The sequence below is a fragment of the Nitratireductor sp. WH36-1 genome, from assembly GCF_058725515.1.
The window spans coordinates 1,383,653-1,404,181 of the sequence record NZ_CM178970.1; the positions used below are offsets into that span (position 1 = coordinate 1,383,653).

At 63.7% G+C, this 20,529-nt stretch carries 21 protein-coding genes; 7 read left to right on the forward strand and 14 right to left on the reverse strand.

The window, feature by feature from the left end; all coding sequences use genetic code 11:
- Positions 1 to 125 precede the first annotated feature (125 nt).
- On the forward strand, positions 126 to 737 hold the full coding sequence (locus AC4PTT_RS06545) for a hypothetical protein (RefSeq protein ID WP_206544048.1): 612 nt from the start codon (positions 126 to 128) through the stop codon (positions 735 to 737).
- Positions 738 to 761: 24 nt separating this feature from the next.
- Here the strand turns inward: AC4PTT_RS06545 and AC4PTT_RS06550 are convergent, their stop codons facing one another.
- The gene (locus AC4PTT_RS06550; RefSeq protein ID WP_224873384.1) at positions 762 to 917 is read right to left on the reverse strand and encodes a hypothetical protein; all 156 of its coding nucleotides are present in this window, start codon (positions 915 to 917) and stop codon (positions 762 to 764) included.
- Here AC4PTT_RS06550 and AC4PTT_RS06555 point away from each other — a divergent pair.
- Positions 846 to 1,025 carry a DUF3955 domain-containing protein gene (locus AC4PTT_RS06555; protein WP_224873383.1) on the forward strand — a complete coding sequence of 60 codons (180 nt, stop codon included), beginning with the start codon at positions 846 to 848 and terminating at the stop codon, positions 1,023 to 1,025. The two genes, AC4PTT_RS06550 and AC4PTT_RS06555, sit on opposite strands and share 72 nt — an antisense overlap.
- Positions 1,026 to 1,028: 3 nt before the next feature.
- On the opposite strand, the gene AC4PTT_RS06560 is transcribed toward AC4PTT_RS06555, so the two are convergent.
- The gene (locus tag AC4PTT_RS06560; RefSeq protein ID WP_113155843.1) at positions 1,029 to 1,949 is read right to left on the reverse strand and encodes a metallophosphoesterase family protein; all 921 of its coding nucleotides are present in this window, start codon (positions 1,947 to 1,949) and stop codon (positions 1,029 to 1,031) included.
- A 119-nt stretch (positions 1,950 to 2,068) separates the two neighbouring features.
- Between AC4PTT_RS06560 and AC4PTT_RS06565 the strand changes: the two genes are divergently transcribed.
- Complete coding sequence (locus AC4PTT_RS06565; RefSeq protein ID WP_206544047.1) at positions 2,069 to 2,554, forward strand: NUDIX domain-containing protein; 486 nt, start codon at positions 2,069 to 2,071, stop codon at positions 2,552 to 2,554.
- Positions 2,555 to 2,642: 88 nt separating this feature from the next.
- Here AC4PTT_RS06565 and AC4PTT_RS06570 read toward each other — a convergent pair whose 3' ends face one another.
- Positions 2,643 to 3,632 (reverse strand): glutathione S-transferase family protein, encoded by a 990-nt coding sequence (locus tag AC4PTT_RS06570; RefSeq protein WP_206554672.1) that lies wholly within the window; start codon positions 3,630 to 3,632, stop codon positions 2,643 to 2,645.
- 276 nt (positions 3,633 to 3,908) lie between these two features.
- Here AC4PTT_RS06570 and AC4PTT_RS06575 point away from each other — a divergent pair, with 276 nt between their 5' ends.
- The gene (locus AC4PTT_RS06575) at positions 3,909 to 4,418 is read left to right on the forward strand and encodes a GNAT family N-acetyltransferase (RefSeq protein ID WP_206994065.1); all 510 of its coding nucleotides are present in this window, start codon (positions 3,909 to 3,911) and stop codon (positions 4,416 to 4,418) included.
- 161 nt (positions 4,419 to 4,579) lie between these two features.
- Here the strand turns inward: AC4PTT_RS06575 and AC4PTT_RS06580 are convergent, their stop codons facing one another.
- From AC4PTT_RS06580 to AC4PTT_RS06595, 4 genes are read right to left on the reverse strand one after another with little or no spacing between them, the layout of a single operon-like run.
- Entirely contained in the window at positions 4,580 to 6,640 is a 2,061-nt protein-coding gene (locus tag AC4PTT_RS06580) for a hypothetical protein (RefSeq protein ID WP_492162344.1), read from the reverse strand.
- Between the two features lies 1 nt (position 6,641).
- Positions 6,642 to 9,452, reverse strand: a complete 2,811-nt coding sequence (locus AC4PTT_RS06585; RefSeq protein WP_492162345.1) for a DUF4159 domain-containing protein — start codon at positions 9,450 to 9,452, stop codon at positions 6,642 to 6,644.
- Positions 9,449 to 10,366 carry a DUF58 domain-containing protein gene (locus AC4PTT_RS06590; protein ID WP_492162346.1) on the reverse strand — a complete coding sequence of 306 codons (918 nt, stop codon included), beginning with the start codon at positions 10,364 to 10,366 and terminating at the stop codon, positions 9,449 to 9,451. The genes AC4PTT_RS06585 and AC4PTT_RS06590 overlap by 4 nt, the downstream gene beginning before the upstream one ends.
- A gap of 28 nt (positions 10,367 to 10,394) precedes the next feature.
- Complete coding sequence (locus tag AC4PTT_RS06595; protein ID WP_113155836.1) at positions 10,395 to 11,417, reverse strand: AAA family ATPase; 1,023 nt, start codon at positions 11,415 to 11,417, stop codon at positions 10,395 to 10,397.
- A 161-nt stretch (positions 11,418 to 11,578) separates the two neighbouring features.
- Between AC4PTT_RS06595 and AC4PTT_RS06600 the strand changes: the two genes are divergently transcribed.
- Genes AC4PTT_RS06600 through AC4PTT_RS06610 form a run of 3 tightly spaced genes read left to right on the forward strand, consistent with a single transcriptional unit; the run spans position 11,579 to position 14,108 of the window.
- Complete coding sequence (locus tag AC4PTT_RS06600; protein ID WP_492162591.1) at positions 11,579 to 12,208, forward strand: DUF1285 domain-containing protein; 630 nt, start codon at positions 11,579 to 11,581, stop codon at positions 12,206 to 12,208.
- Positions 12,205 to 12,843, forward strand: a complete 639-nt coding sequence (locus tag AC4PTT_RS06605) for a CoA pyrophosphatase (protein ID WP_492162347.1) — start codon at positions 12,205 to 12,207, stop codon at positions 12,841 to 12,843. Before AC4PTT_RS06600 ends, AC4PTT_RS06605 begins: the two co-directional genes overlap by 4 nt.
- Positions 12,843 to 14,108, forward strand: coding sequence for a CCA tRNA nucleotidyltransferase (locus AC4PTT_RS06610; RefSeq protein WP_492162348.1), 1,266 nt, complete (start codon positions 12,843 to 12,845; stop codon positions 14,106 to 14,108). Before AC4PTT_RS06605 ends, AC4PTT_RS06610 begins: the two co-directional genes overlap by 1 nt.
- A 55-nt stretch (positions 14,109 to 14,163) precedes the next feature.
- Here AC4PTT_RS06610 and AC4PTT_RS06615 read toward each other — a convergent pair whose 3' ends face one another.
- From AC4PTT_RS06615 to AC4PTT_RS06645, 7 genes are all read right to left on the reverse strand, one after another.
- Positions 14,164 to 14,349, reverse strand: a complete 186-nt coding sequence (locus AC4PTT_RS06615) for a DUF1059 domain-containing protein (protein ID WP_113155833.1) — start codon at positions 14,347 to 14,349, stop codon at positions 14,164 to 14,166.
- A 114-nt stretch (positions 14,350 to 14,463) separates the two neighbouring features.
- The gene (locus AC4PTT_RS06620) at positions 14,464 to 15,354 is read right to left on the reverse strand and encodes a LysR substrate-binding domain-containing protein (protein ID WP_297564051.1); all 891 of its coding nucleotides are present in this window, start codon (positions 15,352 to 15,354) and stop codon (positions 14,464 to 14,466) included.
- A 9-nt stretch (positions 15,355 to 15,363) separates the two neighbouring features.
- On the reverse strand, positions 15,364 to 15,633 hold the full coding sequence (locus tag AC4PTT_RS06625; protein WP_297564050.1) for a hypothetical protein: 270 nt from the start codon (positions 15,631 to 15,633) through the stop codon (positions 15,364 to 15,366).
- 58 nt (positions 15,634 to 15,691) lie between these two features.
- On the reverse strand, positions 15,692 to 17,578 hold the full coding sequence (locus AC4PTT_RS06630; protein ID WP_492162349.1) for an ABC transporter ATP-binding protein: 1,887 nt from the start codon (positions 17,576 to 17,578) through the stop codon (positions 15,692 to 15,694).
- Positions 17,575 to 19,422, reverse strand: coding sequence for an ABC transporter ATP-binding protein (locus tag AC4PTT_RS06635; protein ID WP_492162350.1), 1,848 nt, complete (start codon positions 19,420 to 19,422; stop codon positions 17,575 to 17,577). Before AC4PTT_RS06635 ends, AC4PTT_RS06630 begins: the two co-directional genes overlap by 4 nt.
- A 125-nt stretch (positions 19,423 to 19,547) precedes the next feature.
- Complete coding sequence (locus AC4PTT_RS06640) at positions 19,548 to 20,093, reverse strand: hypothetical protein (RefSeq protein ID WP_492162351.1); 546 nt, start codon at positions 20,091 to 20,093, stop codon at positions 19,548 to 19,550.
- A gap of 89 nt (positions 20,094 to 20,182) precedes the next feature.
- The gene (locus AC4PTT_RS06645; RefSeq protein ID WP_206994072.1) at positions 20,183 to 20,440 is read right to left on the reverse strand and encodes a hypothetical protein; all 258 of its coding nucleotides are present in this window, start codon (positions 20,438 to 20,440) and stop codon (positions 20,183 to 20,185) included.
- Positions 20,441 to 20,529 lie beyond the last annotated feature (89 nt).

Here is a 20,529-nt window from a genome sequence, read left to right on the forward strand (position 1 = left end):
CCTCGTGTTTTTCTTAAACTCGTCTTGTTTACGCCGCTTTCAGGAGCGGAACAAAACGTGATGATTTTCTGTTTTAGCCATGTTAACGATGGGTTAACGCTTCCTTGTCGTCAGGAGTACCGCCCATGAGTGAGGCTGGTCAGTCCGCAGTTTCGGTTACCAATGTGCGCCGGCTTTCCGATGCAATGCGCGAGATGAAGAATGCGGCTGCCGACAGGGCGGATGTGGTCGTGGAGATGCGTGAGGCGAGCCGCACGCGGCTTGAGCTTCTGGCGCAGGAACTCCAGCCCGTTTTCGACGATGTTCCGGCGGACGATCCGACCTTCGATTTCGCCATCTCTTCCGGTGAGCAGCCCCGGCTGTGGATCGATGCCGTTGCCCATGTGGCGATGGGCCGTGACCGCCGCACCTATCGGTTTGTCCGCGATACACGTCTTGGCCGCGTGGTGCTTGCCGAAAGCGCGGAGATCGCTCCCGTCGCCAATCAGGTAACGCGCTACATTGCCGAGCGCCTTGTGGAGCGTCAGCGGGCCGTGGAAGGTGATGTGGAGCCGCTGCCGCGCGGCGATACACAGGAGCAGGAAACTGTTGCTCCCACGCCCTACAGGAGCGCCTGGAGCAGCTTCTTCAGCGGGGTTGCCTTCGTCATCCTGGGCGGCATTGTCGGTGTCGCCACGGTTGTCGTCGCCATGTGGGACCGCTTCCCCGAACTGGATGCGCTCCTCTCCCGCTTCTGAGGAAAAATCAAAGTCTCGCCCGCTTTATGTGGTTTCCTGCGTGATGAAGGGACCTGTTTGCGAGCGATTTTGATGAAGTTTCTGTTCTTTTGCGCCGTTTTTCTGGTTGTGGCCGGTGGCGCTTGTCTGTTTGCAGCCAATTGGATTGGCAGCAGTGTTGATGCCGAAGGTTTTCTGCATGAGCCGTTTGCGCTGATTGCGCTCGGTTCCCTGTCCGTGGCCCTTGGCGCGGCGAGCGGCACATTCGGCCTTGGCATTGCTGCATGGCGGTGTGTGCGCGCCTCCTGATCCTCAGCCGGCCTGCACGTCTCCGGTAAGGAGCGCGCCCGAAACCTCGCCTATCGTGCCATTGCCATCGGTCACGCCGCGGCGGGAAAAGCGGATCTCCCACGCGCCCGGCTTTCCGTCGATTTCGAAGAGATTGTAGTGACCGGGCGGTTTGGCGCTGCCATGGGACTGGCCGGCTGCAGCGACGCCGACGACCGGCACGGAAGCTCCGCTTGGCCCGTCGATGCGGTGGACGGTCGGCTTGTGTGTGTGGCCGTGCAGAATGAGTTCCGCGCCATGCTTGCGGATCAGTTTCTGGAACCGGCCGATGCCGTAAAGGCGCTTGCTCGCATTGGTCGCGCCACGCACGGGGGGATGATGGATCATCACGACCCGGAACAGCCCGGCCTCCCGGGTGGCGTCGAGCATCTTCGCCAACCGCTTGGCCTGCGCTTTCGAGAAATGGCCCGACGCCATGAAGGGCGCGGTTGCGCGGGCCGAGGAAACGCCGATGATGGCGACCTGGTCGCGTACCCGCAGATAGGGGAACGCGTCTTTGCCTTTTGGGGGTGTCCCGTCGTCGCCGGTCATGTAGGCGGCCCAGGCGCGGCAGCAGCGCGCAAGCGCGCCCGGCACATAGGCGTCGTGGTTGCCCGGCACCACCGAGACCCTGTCCGCAGGTCCGAGGCTCTCCAGCCAGAGCCGCGCCATCTCGATTTCCTTGTCGAGCGCGAGGTTGACCAGATCGCCCGTAAGCGCAATGTGGTCGGGCGCGGCTTCGAGCATGTCGTCGGTGATGCGGTCGATCAGGCCGTGGTCGAGATTGAGCCTTCGGTTGCGCCGCCAGTTGATGTAGCCGGTGATGCGCTTGGAAGCGAGCTCACGATAGGTAACAGCGGGGAGAGGCCCCAGATGGATGTCGGAAAAATGCGCAAGGCGAAACATGTTTCGTGTGTAGAACACGCAAACCGCGCTGACCAGCCCGCCAGAGCATCGGAGCGAAAAGTGTCATCCGGTTTTCGGTCTGGCCGCTTCTCTGTCGAAGGCCGATCCGGGGGCAACCGATGAACGCACCCGCTTCACCGCCCCGAAAGGCGGCGCTCAGCGCCCGTCTTTTTCATTTCTGGCTGCGGTTGAGCAGGCCCATGACGCTGGGCATGCGCGGTGTGGTCTATGACGCGGAAAACCATGCGGTCTTCCTCGTGCGGCACACCTATGTGAAGGGCTGGCACTTTCCCGGTGGCGGTGTGGAGCCGGGCGAGAGCACCGAGGCGGCGCTTTCGCGCGAGCTTGTCGAGGAAGGCAATATCGAGATCCTCGAACGGCCGGTTCTGCGGTCGTTTCATTTCAACCGCATGGCCAGCAATCGTGACCATGTGGCGGTCTATCTCATCACCGGCTTTCGCCAGACGCATCCGCATGTGCCTGACCGTGAGATTGCCGAGGCGCGTTTCTTCCCGCTGGACGCGCTGCCGGATGGCACCAGCGACGGCACCCGCCGCCGCATCGCGGAGATTTTCGACAACGCACCCGTTTCCGACGAGTGGTAGCGCGGCGGTGCTGATTTTCGTCCTTCTCCCCGCATGCGGGGAGAAGGGGGCTTTGGCGTTGGCGCACGTTCCTTAGAGGATGAAAAACTCAGGCGGCCTTTGCCCATTCACCGCGATTGTGCGGTGCGTCCAGATTGAGTTCCGGTCCGAGCGGCACCACGCCGGTCGGATTGATGGTCTTGTGGCTGCCGTAGTAGTGGGCCTTGATGTGCAGCATGTCGACGGTCTCGGCCACGCCCGGCGCCTGATAGAGTTCGCGCAGATAGTTCGACAGGTTCGGATAGTCGTCGATCCGGCGCAGGTTGCATTTGAAGTGACCGACATAGACCGGGTCGAACCGCACCAGCGTGGTGAACAGCCGCCAGTCGGCTTCCGTCAGCTGTGAGCCGGTGAGGTAGCGCTGGCGTGAGAGGCGGTCCTCCACCTGATCCAGCGTATCGAAGAGCGCTTTGAACGCCTCTTCATAGGCGGCCTGCGTGGTGGCGAAACCGGCCTTGTAAACACCATTGTTGATGTTGTCGTAGACAAGATCATTGGTGGCGTCGATCTCGGCGCGCAGGTCTTGCGGATAGAAATCCAGCGAGGCGTCGCCCCACTCATCGAACGCTTCGTTCAGCATGCGGATGATCTCCGCCGACTCGTTGGAGACGATGGTTTCCGTCTTCTTGTCCCACAGCACCGGCACGGTGACGCGGCCGGAATAATCCGGGTCGGCCTTGGTGTAGATCTGGTGCATGAAGTCGAAACCGTAGAGGTCGTCGCCCGTCGCACCGTCTTCCCTGAGGAAGGTCCAGCCATTTTCGCCCATGAAGTGATGGACGACCGAAACGGAGATCACGTCTTCCAGCTTCTTCAGCTTGCGGAAGATGAGCGTGCGGTGCGCCCACGGGCAGGCGAGCGATACGTAGAGGTGGTAGCGCCCGGGTTCAGCCCTGAAGCCGCGCTCGCGGCCTTCAGCCGGTGCGCCGTCCTTTGTGACGAAATCCCTGAACTGCGATTTGGACCGCTCGAAGCGGCCGCCGGTCTTGGAAGTGTCGTACCACTGATCGCGCCAGACACCGTCAACGAGCAAACCCATTCTCGAAACTCCTTTGTTCCAGCCGCATGTAGGTTATTGCCGGGGTGAACCCAACCGTTCTGGTTGTAAACACTGCGTCAACAATTTTGGTTCCGCGGTAAAGTTCCAGTGGACGGGGCAGGGAATTGCTGGTAGCGGGAAAACCATTCAGCGAGGAAAACGCACGACATGATCCTGTTTCTGGTGGAGCGACGACGAAAGGACTAAAGGCCCCTGGCATGGGGCGGGCGGGCCTATGGCCGCTTCCACCTTTCGAGACCACCGGACTAGACGATCATGGCTTCTGCCGAAATTCATTACCTGCCGGAACAGCCGGCCCACGACGCTGAAATCGAACTCATCAACGAAGAAGCCTTCGGCCCCGGCCGCTTCACCCGCGCGGCCTACAAGATCCGCGAAGGCGGCCTGCATGATCGTGCGCTCTCTTTTGTCGCCATTCATCAGGATGTGGTGATCGCCTCGGTGCGGATGACGTGGATCGCCGCCGGCGAGGGCAGGGCGCTTCTGCTCGGGCCGCTGGCCGTGCGGCCTGCCTTCAAGAGCATCGGCATCGGCCGCAAGCTGGTGCACATCGCCATTGAGGCCGCGCGTGAGGCCGGAGCGGGCGCTGTCGTGCTCGTGGGAGATGCGCCTTACTACGGGCCGCTGGGGTTTGAGAAAATCCCCTATGGCCAGATCGAGATGCCGCGCCCGGTTGATCCAAACCGGCTTCTGGCGGTGGAATTACAGGAAGGCGCGGTCGCCCGCCTTCAGGGTGATGTCACCCACGCGGCGCTTGCGCGATAGGGCAGTCCAGAAAAACTGCGGAAAATCGCTCCGCCCCCGTGGTTCGACAGGCTCACCATGAGGGCTCGGGTGGCGCCTGTGTTCCAGGCTGATGCCCCCGCTGCACAACCACAGCCCTCATGGTGAGCCTGTCGAACCACGAGGGCGGGAAGCCGATTCCCTCAGCGTCCCTCGCGATACCACATCGCCCCGAAGGCAAAGAGCAGGAGGGCGAGCGCCAGAAGGCCGGTGAAGACGGGCACCCGGCGAACGGCCTTCAGCACGCTGTCATCCGTGGTTCTGAAACCGACCCAGTCATTGCCTGATGCGGTGCCGGTGCGGCGCACGGGAACGATGTTGGGCAGATTGCCATCGGCAATCCGGCGCACCGAGCCACCCGTTGCATCTGTTGCCGGCGTGAGCTTCTCCAGCGTCGAAACCATGTCGCCGAATTCCGGTGCGTTGACCGGGCCGACATGGGCGAGTGTCGTCAGTTCGCCATTGGCGATGCTGTAGATGCCGATCTCGTTGGTTTCCAGACTGGTGGAGAAGCGGCCGGGGCCGGCCGGGCCAAGCTCTGCGGAAAGCAGATTGCCGGACGGCGTGGTGATTTCGGCGGGCGGCGCGCCTTCCTCCATCGTCTGGCGGGTGATCTCGAGCCGCATGCCGCGACCTGCCGCTGAAAGGCGCTCCTCTTCCAGCTCCGGTTCCTTCATCAGCCAATGGGCGATGCGCCGATAAAGCGCCACATGCGGACCGCCGCCTTCGAACCCGCGTGCCCACAGCCAGCCCTGATCGGACAGAAACATGCCGACGCGGCCTTCGCCCTTGCGGTTGAGGATGAGAAGCGGCTGGTCGTTCGCGCCCTGCATCACCACCTGACCGTCAGGCCGGTCGATGCCGATCAGACGGAACCAGCGGCTCCATTCCGGCGGTTCGGATGCCGAGCCCTCAAGGCCGCGCGTGACCGGATGGCGTTCGCCGGTTTCGGTCAGGCGCGGGTAAAACCCCTGTTCGAGCACGTCGCCGGTTGGCAGACCCGGCAGAGCGGAGATGAGCGGGGTGCGCGCGATGGACTGGTTGCCGGCGAATTCCGGTCCGGCTGCAATCAGAAGCGCGCCGCCATTCTCCACATATTCGGCGATGTAGTCGTAATAGAGGATCGGCAGCACGTCGCGGTGCTGGTAGCGGTCGAAGATGATGAGATCGAAATCGTCGATCTTCTCCACGAAGAGCTCGCGGGTGGGAAAAGCGATCAGCGACAATTCGTTGATGGGCGTTCCGTCCTGCTTTTCCGGCGGACGCAGAATGGTGAAGTGAACCAGATCCACCGAGGCGTCGGATTTCAGAAGGTTGCGCCAGGTGCGTTCGCCCGAATGCGGCTCGCCCGAAACCAGCAGAACCCGCAGGTTCTCGCGAATGCCATCGACCAGCGCGACCGCACGGTTGTTCACGTCGGTCAGCTCGCCCTCGACGGGGTCGATGGCGAGTTCGATGATGTTGCGCCCGGCGCTCGGCACGTCGATCTCGAGCCGCGTTTCGCGGCCGATCAGGGCGTCTTCGATGAACAGTTCCTCGCCATTGATGATGACGCGCACTTCCACCGGTCCGCGCTGCTCGTCCGTGGCGATCACCCGGTAGGTCATCTCCAGTGGCTTGCCGACAATGCCGAAGCGCGGCGCGCGTTCGAAACGGATGCGGCGGTCCATTTCGTCCGCTTCGCCGGTGATCAGCCCATGAACCGGCGCGCCAAGGGCTGCCGCATTTTCGGGAATGTCGTGCACCTGCCCGTCGGTGATCAGCACCGCCCCGCCGACGCGGGAGGGCGGCACGTCGCGCAGCGCGCCGTCCAGCGCCTCGAAGAGATGTGTCTGTGCGTTTTCCGTTGCCGAAGACGCGCGGCCCGTGCGCACCACGCGGGTTTCGAATTCCTTGAAACGCGTCAGCCGCGCTTCCAGTTCGGCAGCGGCCTGGTCGGTCATCTCGCTGCGACCGTCGATGGTGGTCTGGCTCTGGCTTTCGTCCACCACCACGGCCACGATGCTCTTGAGCGGTTCGCGTTCCTCATCGAGCAGGACGGGATTTGCAAGTGCTGCACCCAGTGCGGCAAGGGCTGCAAGCCGCAGCCACGCCCCGCGCTGCCGGGTCCACAGACCGGCAAGCGCCAGAAGCGCGACGGGCGCGAGAAGGGCGGCCAGTACTGGCCAGGAGAAGAAGGGTTCGAAACTGAGCGACCAGTTCATGCTACTGCCCCAGTCGTTCAAGCAGGACCGGCACATGCACCTGGTCCGATTTGTAGTTGCCGGTGAGCATGTACATCATGATGTTCACGCCCGCGCGGTAGGCATAAAGGCGCTGCAGCGGATCGTTGGGCACGGTCGGCAGAAGTGGCTCGCCATTGGCGTCGAGCGCCCAGGCTCCGGCCAGATCGTTGCCGGTGATCATGATCGGCGTCACCCCGTCGCCCACCCGCACCGGGCGGTCGGTGCGTGAGGGGGCGTTGAACGAGGCTTCCACCCAGAGCGGGCTTCCGCGATAGCGGCCGGGAAACTCCGGCAGGATGAAGAAGGCCTTGGTCAGCACGTGATCTTCCGGCACCGGTTCCAGCGGCGGAACGTTGAGACCGGAAAGGATGTCGCGCAGGCGCTGCGTTGCTGGCGTCACCGCATCCGAGCCAAAGCCGGTGGAATACTGGTCTCGCGTGTCGAACAGCACCGTGCCGCCCGACTGCATGTAGGCGTCGATGCGGGCGATCGCTTCTTCGCCGGGCATCGGTGCGTCGGGATCGATGGGCCAGTAGATGAGCGGGTAGAAGGAGAGCTCGTCGGTTGCGATGTCGACGCCTGCCGGCTCCCCGGGTTCGAGCGCGGTCTTGGCGGCGAGGAAGGTGGAAAGCCCCTGAAGGCCTGCGCGGCTCGTGGCGTCGAGCGAGGAAAGCCCGGTCAGCACATAGGCAATGCGTGTCTGCGAGATGGCGGCGATGGCGTCGGCCTCGCCGGTACGCTCGTCCTGCGCGCGGGCTGTATCCGGCGACATGATTGCAAGCGCCAGTCCCATGGCGAGCATGGCGGCCGCGCCCCTGGCCAGTTGCGGTTTGCGGCGCAGTCGTCCGCCAAGCCACAGAACGGCCAGCGTATCGAGCGCAAGCAGTGCGAGGGCGGCGGCAAAGAGCGGCCCCTTCAGCGGCTGCTGCTCATCGAAGCCATAGCTGATCGCGGTCATCGGGGCAGGGGCCTCCGGGCGGGTGATCGGGGTGAGTTCCGCATCGGGTGCGAGCAGATTGTGCGCCACGACGCCTTCTTCGCTGCCATAGAGACCGGGCGGGTTCTTGAGCGTGACGGCGGTTGCGCCTGCGGCAAGCGGTTCGGCATCGCCCGATGGCGGGACGAGGCGTCCGTCGGCGGAAATCATGCGGTAGGGGGCAAGTGCCCGTCCGCCTTCGGCACCCGGCTCATTGAGGGTGCCCTGATTGCGCGAGAACTGGACGATCCGGCGCAACATTTCCACGAAACTGCCGGAAATCGGCAGGTTCGACCATGTGGCCTCCGGCGTGACGTGAAAGAGCACGATCTGCCCTTCGCCGCGCGCAATGCCGGTTACCAGCGGTGTGCCGTCGGCCAGATTGGCCCAGCTGCGTTCCACGATGTCGGGCGAAGGTTCGGCGAGAACCTGCCGGTTCACCGTCACGTCGCGGGGCGGGGCGAGATCGGAGAAGGGGCCATTGGGCGGGAACTCCGCCACGGGCTGCGGCTCGGTCCAGGAGAGCGCGCCGCCCAGCGAGCGCTCCCCCAGCCTCAGCCGCACCGGCAGCAGGTCTTCGTCATTTTCGGCTGCGGCGAGCCTTGGGCCGGCAAAACGCACCAGCGTGCCACCGGCGTTGACCCAGTCGATCAGCGCCTGACGGGGTGATGCGGGAAGCGTGCCCACATCGGCCATGACGATCACGGCGGGGTTTTGCTCCAGAAGCTCCGGCAGCGCTTCCGTCAGTTCCGCGCTTGAGGGTTGCAACAGGTCGGCAAAGGGCGAGAGTGCGCGCTCGATATAGTAGAGCGGCGAAAGAAGCGGCTGCGCCTGATCCGCCTCACTCTGGGAGATCAGGCCGATCCGCCGGCGCTTGCTGTTTTCGTCGAGAACCCGAAGGGCGGCGGCCTGGTTTTCACCCTCAAGCCCCACGGAAACGAAATCGTTGCGCAGCTCAAACGGCAGGCGCATCGCGCCCACGGCGCGGGTTTCGCCGACGCCGAACGTGATCGTGGTTTCGGCGATGCGCCGGCCCCTGTCGTCGCTCGCAAAGGCAACCGCCTGACGTGGCCCGGTGTCGCCTGCAGCGCGTGTCGCCGTCACTTCGAAGGCTTCCGCCGTGTTCTGCGCATCCGTTGCTGCGAGAAGGCCGAGCCGCTCGGGCGATGCCCAGAGAACTTCGCCCGGTGCGCTGGCGAACAGTTCGCCGAACGCCACCTCATCGCCCGTTGCCGCGAGCCCGTCGGAGAGCACCGCAATGGCCGCACCCGGAAAGTCTTCCAGCGCGCCTGCCACCCGGCCATAGATTGCAGGCCGGTTGCCCGGCACCGGGCGGGGCTGCGCGGCGTTCAGCCGTTCAAGCGCGGTGTCGGCGTCGAAGGGGCCGATCTCCTGGTTCTGTTCTTCAGCCGTGAGCGCCAGAACGACCGGCTGTTCATTGGCGCGGGCATCTTCGATCAGGCGTGCGGCGGTGGCCACGCGTTCATCCCAGTCGGGCGCGGAAGCCCAGCCATTGTCGAGCACGATGGCGAGCGCAGCGCCGTCGCCGGCCGCCTTCTCGCGCGGGTTCAGCACGGGATCGGCAAGCGCCAGGATCACCAGCGCGGCAAGCAGCAGCCTGAGCAGCGTCAGCCACCACGGACTTTTGTGGGGCGTCTCCTCCCGCTTTGCCACGCGGGCCAGAATTTTCAGGGGCGGAAATGTTTCGGTCTGCGGGCGTGGCGGGGTGAGACGTAAGAGCCACCAGATCACCGGCAGGGCGATCAGACCCCAGAGCAGAAACGGTTGTGCGAAAGAGAGGGAAAACCAGTTCAAAGCCCGCCCTCCATGCCGAAGCCTGCGTCAACGCTCATGGCGTTGTGGACCGTGACAAGCGCCTGTGCGGCGGGCCGGTCCGTGTGATGCACGGTGTAGCTCCAGCCAAGCCGCTTGCACCAGCCGGCAAGTTCTTCGCGCCGCGCGAGATAAAGCCGGCGATAATCGTCGGCCAGTGTTTCGGCGCGGCCTGCCGTCAGCTTGTCGCCTGTTTCCGGATCGGCAAACTCGGTGCGGCCGGAATAGGGAAAACTCTCTTCTGCGGGGTCGGCAATCTCGATCAGATGGGCGCGTGCGCCACGGCCCGCCAGCTGGTCGAGCCAGGCGACGGTTTCTTCCACCGGGTCGAGGAAATCGCTCGCCAGCACCACATCTGAGAAGCGGCGCACCTGCAAGAGGTCGGGCCGTGCGGGAAGGCTCGGCGTGTGCATGAGCTGCGTCGCCAGCCGCTCAGCGCCGCTGCGGGCGGAAAACGGGTCGGTGACACCCGGCCAGGCAATGCGTTCGCCACTGCGCGACAGAAGCTCGGCCAGCGCAAGCGTGAGGACCAGCGCGCGCGATTCCTTGGCGGTTGGCGCAAGCGAGGATTTGAAGAGCATGGACGGCGACGGGTCGGCCCAGAGCCACACCGTGTGGGCAGCCTCCCACTCGCGGTCGCGGACATAAAGATGATCGTCGCGCGCCGAACGCCGCCAGTCGATGCGCGAGATGGCCTCGCCATCCACATAGGGCCGGAACTGCCAGAAATTCTCGCCGATGCCGCGCTTGCGGCGGCCATGCCAGCCGGCGATCACATTGTTGGCCACGCGCCGGGCGTCCACCAGCAGGTCAGGCATCAGCGCGGCCCGCGCGCGAGCGCGAACCAGCGCATCGTTCGATGCAACCGGTGTGGAAACTTCGCCGATCTTTGCCATCAAGATCCTATCTGGGGCAGGCCGCCCATTAGTCGAGCGTTTTCACGAGACGCCGGATCACGTCGCGCACGGTCATGCCTTCTGCACGGGCCGCGAAAGTGAGCGCCATGCGGTGCTGGAGAACGGGTTCGGCGAGTGCGCGCACATCGTCCACCGAGGGCGCGAGCCGTCCGTCATAAAGAGCGCGGGCGCGGGCGCACAGGGTCAGCGCCTGGCTGGCGCGCGGGCCGGGGCCCCAAGCCACATGGCGGTCGGTGTCGGGATTGCCAACACCCGGCCTTGCCGTGCGCACGAGCTGCAGAATGGCGTCGACCACGCTTTCGGGCACCGGCATGCGGCGGATCAGCATCTGGATCTCCTTGAGCCGCTCGGCGGTGAGCACATTGGCGGCTTCCGCTTCGCCCACACCGGTGGTTTCCAGAAGGATGCGGCGCTCGGCTTCGAGTTCGGGATAGAGAATGTCCACCTGCATCAGAAAGCGGTCGAGCTGCGCTTCCGGCAGCGGATAGGTGCCTTCCTGCTCCAGCGGGTTCTGCGTCGCGAGCACGTGGAAGGGCGCGGGCAGGTCGTGCCGGTGGCCGGCCACGGTCACGTGATATTCCTGCATCGACTGGAGAAGGGCCGACTGGGTGCGCGGGCTTGCGCGGTTGATCTCGTCGGCCATCAAAAGCTGCGAGAAGATCGGACCGGGGAGAAATCGGAAGGAGCGCTTGCCCTTCTCATCCTGCTCCATCACTTCCGAGCCCAGAATGTCGGAGGGCATGAGGTCCGGCGTGAACTGGATGCGTCGGGCGTCGAGGCCGAGCACGACGCCCAGCGTTTCCACCAGCTTGGTCTTGGCCAGCCCCGGAACGCCGACGAGAAGCGCATGGCCGCCGGCCAGCAGCGCCACCAGCGTGCGCTCCACCACCGCTTCCTGGCCGAAGATCACCTGTCCGACGCCATCGCGCACCCGGGCGATGTCCGCAAGCGCGCGTTCGGCCTCGGCGATCATCTCCTTGTCGCTCATGGGCTTTTCGCCGGGGACTTCGTTCTTGGAAACAATGCTCATGCCGTCTCGATCCTTGTTGAGGCCCGCGGGTATAGTGCGGGGCGGGAGGAACGGACCAGGCCGGCACGTGTCTGAAGCGATTCGTACCGTCACGTCCCTTTGGGAAATTTAAAACACTGAACAAGGCTGACAAGCGAAACAACAGTGACTATTTCGTGACCATGGACGATGAAACGACTAAGAGCACATCAAGTCTCGCTGAAGCCGGCGACGCCGTCAGTCTTGAGGCAATGATAGCGCGCGCGGCCCGCTCCGGAAAAGGCGCGCCGCCCGTCGAACGCTGGAACCCCGCCTTTTGTGGCGATCTCGACATGGAGATCAAAGCCGATGGCGCCTGGTTCTACATGGGAACGCCGATTGGGCGCCCGGCGCTGGTACAGCTTTTCTCCTCCGTTCTGCGCAAGGATGAGGACGGCAAAACCTATCTCGTAACTCCGGTGGAAAAAGTCGGCATCCGCGTCGAGGATGCGCCTTTCCTCGCCGTGGAGATGGTCGTGACCGGCGCGGGCGAAGACCAGGCGCTCACTTTCCGCACCAATGTCGGCGATGTGGTCGAGGCCGGGCCAGAGCATGAACTGCGCTTCGTGGACCAGCCGGAGACCGGCGGGCTAAAACCCTATCTCCATGTGCGCGGGCGTCTCGAGGCGCTGGTGGCCCGTTCTGTCATGTATGATCTGGTGGAGGCGGGCGAGGAGATCGAGATCGACGGGCAGCTCATGTTTGCCATCCGCTCGCGCGGTTCGGTTTTTCCCGTGATGCCCGTCGCCGAACTGCATAGACTTTCGGAATGACCATGACGACCGCGCCCAAAAGCCTGTTCTCGGCAAAGGAATTCCGCCGCCGCGCTGCAAGACAGCAGGGACCGGCAGGGGCGGAAGACTATGGCGATCACAGCCTGAACCCGGACCTGCGCGAAATGATCGTCCGGCCCGGCCTGCGCGATGCGGCGGTGCTCATTCCGGTTGTCGATCACGCCGATGGCGCGTCGGTCATCCTGACCCAGCGCACGCTGGCGCTGCGCAGCCATTCCGGCCAGATTGCCTTTCCCGGCGGCCGTATCGACCCGGAGGACGTGTCGCCCGAGGCGGCGGCGCTCCGCGAGGCGGATGAGGAAATCGGCCTTCGGCCCCGCATCGTGGATGTGGTCGGGCGGATGCCTGATTATTCGACCGGCAGCGGTTATCGCATCGCGCCGGTGCTTGGTATCGTCCGTCCGGGCTTCCGGTTGCACCTCAATCCCGACGAAGTGGATGCCGCCTTTGAGGTGCCGCTTGCCTTTCTCATGGATCCCGCCAACCATCGGCGCGAGAGCCGTTTGTGGCAGGAGAAGGAACGGTTCTATTACACCATGCCATTCGGCGAGCGCTTCATTTGGGGCGTGACCGCCGGCATTATCCGCACCCTTTACGAAAGACTTTATGCTTGATGGACAAGCGACTGATTTCAGAATCGCAATGGCTGGCCGACGAAAAGCTTCAGAAACTGCTCGCAGCCCTTTCCACCGGGGGCGATGAGGCGCGCGTCGTTGGCGGCGCGGTGCGCAACACGCTGCTTGGCCAGCCTGTCACCGACATCGATATCGCCACCACCACGACGCCGGATGAGACCGTGCGCCGCGCGCGCAAGGCAGGTTTCCGCACCGCGCCGACGGGCATCGATCACGGCACCGTGACGGTGATCGCAGATGGTCACGCCTATGAGGTGACGACGCTGCGCGCCGACGTGGAAACCGATGGCCGCCGCGCCAGCGTCACTTTCGGGCGCGACTGGCAGAACGATGCCGAGCGCCGCGACTTCACGATCAACGCGCTCTATGCCCGCGCCGATGGCGACATCATCGATCTGGTCGGCGGGCTTGCGGATCTCGACAGCCGCACCCTGCGCTTCATCGGCGATGCGGACACCCGCATCACCGAGGACTATCTGCGCATTCTGCGTTTCTTCCGCTTTTTCGCCTGGTATGGCGCTGGCCGTCCGGATGCCGCCGGGCTGAAGGCCTGCACGCGTCACCGCGACGGGCTGGAGCGTCTTTCCGCCGAGCGTGTCTGGGCGGAGCTCAAGAAGCTTCTGTCCGCGCCCGATCCCTCGCGTGCGCTTCTGTGGATGCGCCAGACCGGTGTGCTGACGAAAATCCTGCCGGAATCGGAGAAATGGGGCATCGACACGATCGGCCCACTGATGGAGGCGGAGCGCACGCTTGGCTGGGAGCCGGAGCCGCTTCTGCGTCTTGCGGCGATCATTCCGCCCCATGAGCCGCGCATATCGGAACTTGGCAAGCGGCTGCGCCTTTCCAACGCGGAAAAGGCGACGCTGATGGGCTGGGCGAGGGCACCCGTTCCGCCGCCTGATCTCGATGAGGCCGGATTCAGAAAACTTGCCTACAGGTCTGATGAAAAAGGTCTTTTGTGGCGGCTGAAGCTTGCGCTTGTGAGCGCGCGGGCGCGTGCCGCCGAGGATGACAAGGCGCTGATGGAGGCTGCCGGCTTCACCCGTCTGATGAAGCTCGCCGCCGCATGGCAGAAGCCGGTGCTTCCGGTTGATGGCGGCGATCTGGCAAAGCTCGGGCTGGAAAAGGGGCGCGCGGTCGGTGAAGTCCTGTCGCGGCTTCAGGACGAGTGGATCGAGTCTGATTTCTCGTTGAAGCGCGACGCGCTGCTTGAGCGCGCCGCAGAGATGATTTCGACCGGATGATTTCGACCGCAGGCTGACTCTATCGGGGCTGCGGTCTTTTGGGGCAGGGCGCGGCTCAGGCCGCGTTCTTGGCCTGTCCGATGCGTGAGCGGATGGCTTCCACCATGCTCTCGCGGATCACCGTTTCGCCGTGGGCATCGCGCATATGTTCGGCTGCACGGCGGATCACCTCCGCTTCTTCCTCATGGCGTGTGTGCCAGTCGCAGCCTGGAACGAGCGAGCCGCAATGAAATTCCTTCATGAGACTGTCCTCCTGTTCTCGGTTGATGCGTGCCTTAAACTATAACACGGAATGCGGCGAGAGGTTGCTGACGGAAACAAACGTGATTGAAGCCGGGCGGTGGCCGCCGTGCCGTCAGATCTCCAGCATTTCCGCGATCTCGCCGCGCAGCCATGCCTTGAATTCGCGCACCTTTGCCGGTTCCTGCCGGTTCTCCGAGGTGATCAGCCAATAGCTGTAGCGTGTTCTGGCGCGCTGTTGAAACGGCGCGACCAGACGCCCGCATTGAAGCGCATCATAAGCGAGTGTGTGCCAGGCAAGCATGACGCCCTGTCCGGCGATGGCTGCATCAAGGCAGAGCGCGGCATCGGTGAAACTGTCGCCCTCAACGAGGTCGCGCTGGTCAAGACCAAGCGGTTTCAGCCACACATCCCATGCAATGTTCGAGTTGGCGTCGCGGATGATTGGCGCTGTGAGTATGTCTTCAGGCGTTTCGAGCGCATCTGCCAGCGCCGGGGCGCAGACCGGAAACACTTCCTGCGGCAGGAGATATTCGCTCTTCACGCCCGGCCAGTCGCCTTCGCCCACACGGATCGCCAGATCGATGTCGCTGCTGTCGGGATTGATGAGGTCGGTCGAGGCCTCCAGCCGCAGCTTGGTTTCCGGATGCGCTCTCGTATAGCGCGCCAGCCGCGGCACGAGCCATTTGGATGCGAAGACGGGCGCGACCGAGATGGTCAGGACCGAATCCGTATCGTGACGCGTCATCGCCACCGCCGCATCGAGTGTCTGGAAGCCGAGGCTCAGCCGGTCGATGAACTGCTGGCCGAGCCCGGTTGGCCGGATGCCGCGTCCCGTCCGCTCGAAGATTGCCGCGCCGAGCTGCGCTTCGGTCTTGATGATCTGCTGGCTGACGGCTCCCACCGAAACGCCGAGTTCATCGGCAGCCGCACTGAGCGAGCCGCACCGGCCCGCCGCTTCGACGGCGCGCAATCCGTTCAGGTGAACGCGTGGCAGGTGTTTCATATAGTTTTTCTAAAACAAAGCGCAGGCAATCTCCATTGAAAATAATGCCAAACGCCGGGATTTTGGCTCTCGTAGAGAAATCTCACAGATGGAGAAGGCGCCATGTTTCAGTTTTTCTGGATAATGGTTCAAACCTTCAGGGACAATCACCGGCGAGCGGTGCAGGATGCCTGGGATGACAATTGGTGGCGTGATCCGCTGGCGCATCCGGCTCTTCGCGGCATGTCGGAGCGCGAGCTGGCGGATTTGCCGCTGCGTCGCTCCAGTTTTGAAGACCATGAGGAAGAAGAGCCGATGGCCGCACCATCAGTGCAGCCACCGGCATTCGTGTCCAGGCTTACTCAGCAGCCATCCGTTCGCCCAGAAAGCCACCCGACTGGCGTTTCCACAGCTGGGCGTAAAGCCCGTCCTGTTCCACCAGCGCGTCGTGCGAGCCCTCTTCGACAACGCGGCCCCGGTCCAGCACGATGATCCTGTCGAGAGCGGCGATGGTGGAGAGCCGGTGCGCCACGGCGATAACCGTCTTGTTCTCCATCAGCCGCTCAAGATTTTCCTGAATCACCGCTTCGATTTCCGAATCCAGCGCCGATGTTGCCTCATCAAGGATGAGGATCGGCGCATTCTTCAGCATCATCCGGGCGATGGCGATGCGCTGGCGCTGGCCGCCGGAGAGCTTTACGCCCCGCTCGCCCACCACCGCGTCATAGCCGGTCCGGCCTTTCGGGTCGGTCACATCGAGGATGAACTCATGCGCCGAGGCGCGCTTGGCCGCCGCGATGATTTCCTCTTCGGTGACGTCGCCCCGCCCATAGGCGATGTTGTCGCGGATCGAGCGGTGCATCAGCATCGGCTCCTGGCTCACCACGCCGAACTGCGCGCGCAGCGAGGCCTGCGTCACCTGCGTGATGTCCTGATCATCGAGCAGGATGCGCCCGTGCTCGGCCTCGAAAAGCCGCAGCATCAGGCTGACAATGGTGGTCTTGCCGGCGCCCGAAGGCCCGACCAGCGCCACGCGCTCGCCCGGCTTGATGTGCAGGTTGAGCCCCTCGATGATGCCGCTTTCCTTGCCGTAATTGAACGTCACGTCGTCGAAGCGGATGTCGCCGTCGGCGCGCGGCATGACCTTTGCGCCTTCGGCGTCGCGGATGGACGGTTCCACCGAAACGACGGTGGTTGAGTCCTGCACGGTCGCGTAGTTGCGGATCAGCCCGTTGATGTTGAACATCATCCAGCCCGACATCTGGTTCAGCCGGAAGACGAGGCCCATGGCCGCCGCGATCTCGCCTGTGGTGATGGCGCTGTCGAGCCAGCGCGACACCGCCAGCACGAAGATTGCCGCCATCATGAAGCCGTTGACGATGGCCACCGTCACCCGCACACGGGTGATGGCGCGCGTCAGCTTCTGCACTGCGCTCAGGAAATGCGCCATGCCCTCGCGCACATAGGAATGCTCGCGCTGGCCGCTGTCGAACAGCTTCACCGCCAGAATGTTGGTGAAGGCGTCGACCATGCGTCCGTTGAGGATCGAGCGCTGGTCCGCCGTGCGCCGGCCTGCCCGCCGCAGGGGCGGCAGCAGGAAGCGCGCTATGGCCATGTAAGTCGCGAGCCAGAGCACGATGACCACGCCCATCCACGGGTCGAGCACCGTCAGAATGGAGAGCGCCAGCACCACGAAGGTGAGGAAGCTCCACATGGTCTGCAGCACGTTGATGATGAAGTCGCCCGTGGCTTCACCGCCCTGAAGGATCTTTGTGGCGATCCGGCCGGCGAAGTCGTTCTGGTAGAACTCATAGGGCTGTTCGATCACCCGCCGGAACGACTGCCAGCGCACACGCTGGTAGAAGGCAGGCGCGATGACCTGCTCTTCCAGCACCGTGTTGACGATGATGACCACGGCGCGAATTACCAGAAGCAGGGCCAGAAAACCGGCCAGCTTCGTCCAGTGGTCGGCGATGAGCGTTGCCGGCGAGGAGGAATCCAGCAGGTCGATCAGCCAGCCAAGCGCCCAGTAAAGCCCCGCATCGACGGCCCCCATCATGCCGCCGGCGATCAGCAGCAGGATGAATGGCCATTTGGCCTGCCGGGCGAAGAAGAGAATGAACTCATGCGCCTTGACCGGCAGGACCGCCCGTGGCGTGTCGCCGAAGGGGTCTATGACCTCTTCGAGACTGCGCCACAGGCTGTCGGGTTGGTGGGGCTCCGTCTTTTCGCTGTCTTCCTTCATTCCGCAGCCTCGTTTGCTTCGAGATCGAGAAACCCGCCGGACTGGCGCTGCCAGAGGCTTGCATAGAGCCCACCGGCGGCAACCAGATCGTCATGCGTGCCTTCCTCGACGATCCGGCCCTTGTCCATCACCACCAGGCGGTCCATGGCGGCAATGGTGGAGAGCCGGTGGGCGATGGCGATCACCGTCTTGCCCTGCATCAGGCGGTAGAGGTTTTCCTGGATCGCCGCTTCGACCTCGGAATCGAGCGCGGAGGTCGCCTCGTCGAGGATGAGGATCGGCGCATCCTTGAGCATGACGCGGGCAATGGCAATGCGCTGGCGCTGGCCGCCTGACAGTTTGACGCCCCGTTCGCCCACATGGGCGTCAAAGCCCACGCGGCCCTTCGGGTCCGTCAGTCCGCCGATGAAGCTCATCGCCTCGGCGCGCCGGGCCGCTTCAAGCATCATCTCCTCGGTCGCTTCGGGGCGGCCATAGAGGATGTTGTCGCGTACCGAACGATGCAGCAGGGACGTGTCCTGCGTGACCATGCCGATCGCGGCGCGCAGCGTGTCCTGCGACACGTCGGCGATGTCCTGGCCATCGATGACGATGCGCCCGCGCTCCAGATCGTAGAAGCGTAAGAGCAGGTTCACGAGCGTCGACTTGCCCGCGCCCGAACGGCCCACGAGGCCGACCTTCTCGCCGGGCTTCACGGTTAGCGACAGCTCTTCGATGACGCCACCCTTCTTGCCGTAGTGGAAGCCGATCCCGTCGAAATCGATCTTACCTTCCGGCACTGCAAGGGCCTTTGCGTCCGGCTTGTCATCGACCAGCCGGGGCATGGAGATCGAGCTGATGCCGTCCTGCACGGTGCCGACATTCTCGAACAGCGCCGTCAGCTCCCACATGATCCACTGCGACATGCCCCACAGGCGAAGCACGAGGCCGAGCACCACGGCCACGGCGCCGACGCTTACCGCACCGGCCACCCACAGGGTGACGGAGAGATACCCGACCACGACGAGGCACAGGGCGTTGAGCAGGTAGAGCAGGCCGTAGAGACCGGTGATGTTGCGGAACTGCTCATGCACCGTGTCGAGGAAGCCGCCCATGCCCTCGCGGGCGTAAGACGCTTCGCGTCGGCCATGCGAGAAGAGTTTTACCGTCTGAATGTTGGTGTAGCTGTCGACCACGCGGCCGGTCATCACCGAGCGCGCGTCAGCCTGCCGCTGCGCGATCTTGCCGAGCCTGGGTACGTAATGGCGCATGAGCAGGATGTACCCCACCAGCCAGCCCACCAGCGGTGCTGCCAGCTTCCAGTCGGCCGAGGCCGCGAGAACCAGCATGCCGGTGAAGTACACCGTCACATAGTTCATCACGTCGGTCATCTTGATCACGCATTCGCGCACGGCAAGCGCCGTCTGCATCAGCTTGGTGGCGATGCGGCCGGCAAACTCGTCCTGATAGAAGCTCATAGACTGTTTGAGCAGATAGCGATGCACCTGCCAGCGGATGCGCATGGGATAGTTGCCCATCAGCACCTGATGCGTGACCAGGCCATAAAGGAACACCACCGCCGGCAGGGCGATGCCGACGATTGCAGCCATGCCGATCAGCTTTGCGCCTTCCTCATCCAGAAAGGTCGCGCGGTCCTTTTCGGCCAGCCAGTCGACGATGTTGCCGAGGAAGGAGAACATCCAGACCTCTGCAATGGCGATGATCATCATCAGGACCGCCGAAATGGCGATATAGGGCCATGCCCCTTTGGTGAAGTGCAGGCAGAAGGCGAAGAAGGTGCGCGGCGGCTCCTGCGGTTCTTCGGCGGGGAAGGGCTCAAGTCGTCGTTCGAACCATTGATACATTGTCTTTGGCGTCTTTCATTCTCGTGCCCGCAAACGCGACGCGTCGAGTCGCGTTTGCGGTGTAATCGTCTGTTTTCGTGCTCTTTTCCGCGGGCGGCGGCTGGCGGAAAAGCAAGTGCGTTCGGCTAGATGTGGCCCTTGCGCGGCACGGATGCCGCAGGCCGGTTTGCGCGTTTATTGCCTGGCTCCTTCATGGAGCCGGTATTCAGGATGGTCGGAGGCGTGCCGCCGCTTTGGTCGTGCGGTTTTGTGCGCGGTGGCTGCGCCTGGGTTCCGAGAGCGGCCTTGAAGGCTCCTGAAAGAGACGTGGCAGGAGCGCTGTCATGTCCGCGCAAAAGCGCGGTGGCGGCCGGATCGGTGCCTGAAATCTTGTTATCTTGAGACGCGGTGCGTCCGTTTGGAAAGCGTGCAGTCATGATGCAAATCCCATGTGTCAACCGGAAGAAACGGTCGGCGGATTCGCTCGTGAACTGCTTTGGTAATCTTAGAAAAGCTGAAGAACGAAAGCCGCCGTCAGGCCTGGTATGGCGCCGCGATGTACGGGCGCAGACCAGCGAAGGAGGTAAGCATCTTGTTGTCCATTGCCGCCTCCAGCGGTTTTCGTTGATGGGATGCACCTTATAACCGTGTTGTTCGGGCTTGACCAGAGGATGCGTTTTCTCTGCTGCCATCTGCGGTTGTGTCGGCGCATGCGTGATCGTGCCCGCTCCGCAGGCGTGCGAAGCGGGAAATGAGGGGTGCGAAGAGGGGCAGGCGCTCTTCATCGCAACAGCCGTTTCAGTTTCGCCATCAGGTCGATACGCGCTGCCGGCGCGACCTGTCCGAGGTCGATATCCGGCAATTGGCCGCGATGCGGCCGTTGCGTCCGGTCCTCATGGATGAGGGGCGTTTTCACACCAAGGGTCAGCGCCCACGCTTCAAGCCTGCGGTCCTGCAGGGTAGGGCGTGTGGGGTCTAGTTGTGGAACGAAAAAATCGTCATTGCGGCCGTTTGGCCGCCGGGGGAAGCGGTTGTGCATCGCGAACGTCCTTGGGGAGCGGGAGGAAATCCCGACGGACTGCGATGGGTAGCTGCCTTGGAATGGTGCAGGAGCGTGCCGGACCGAGT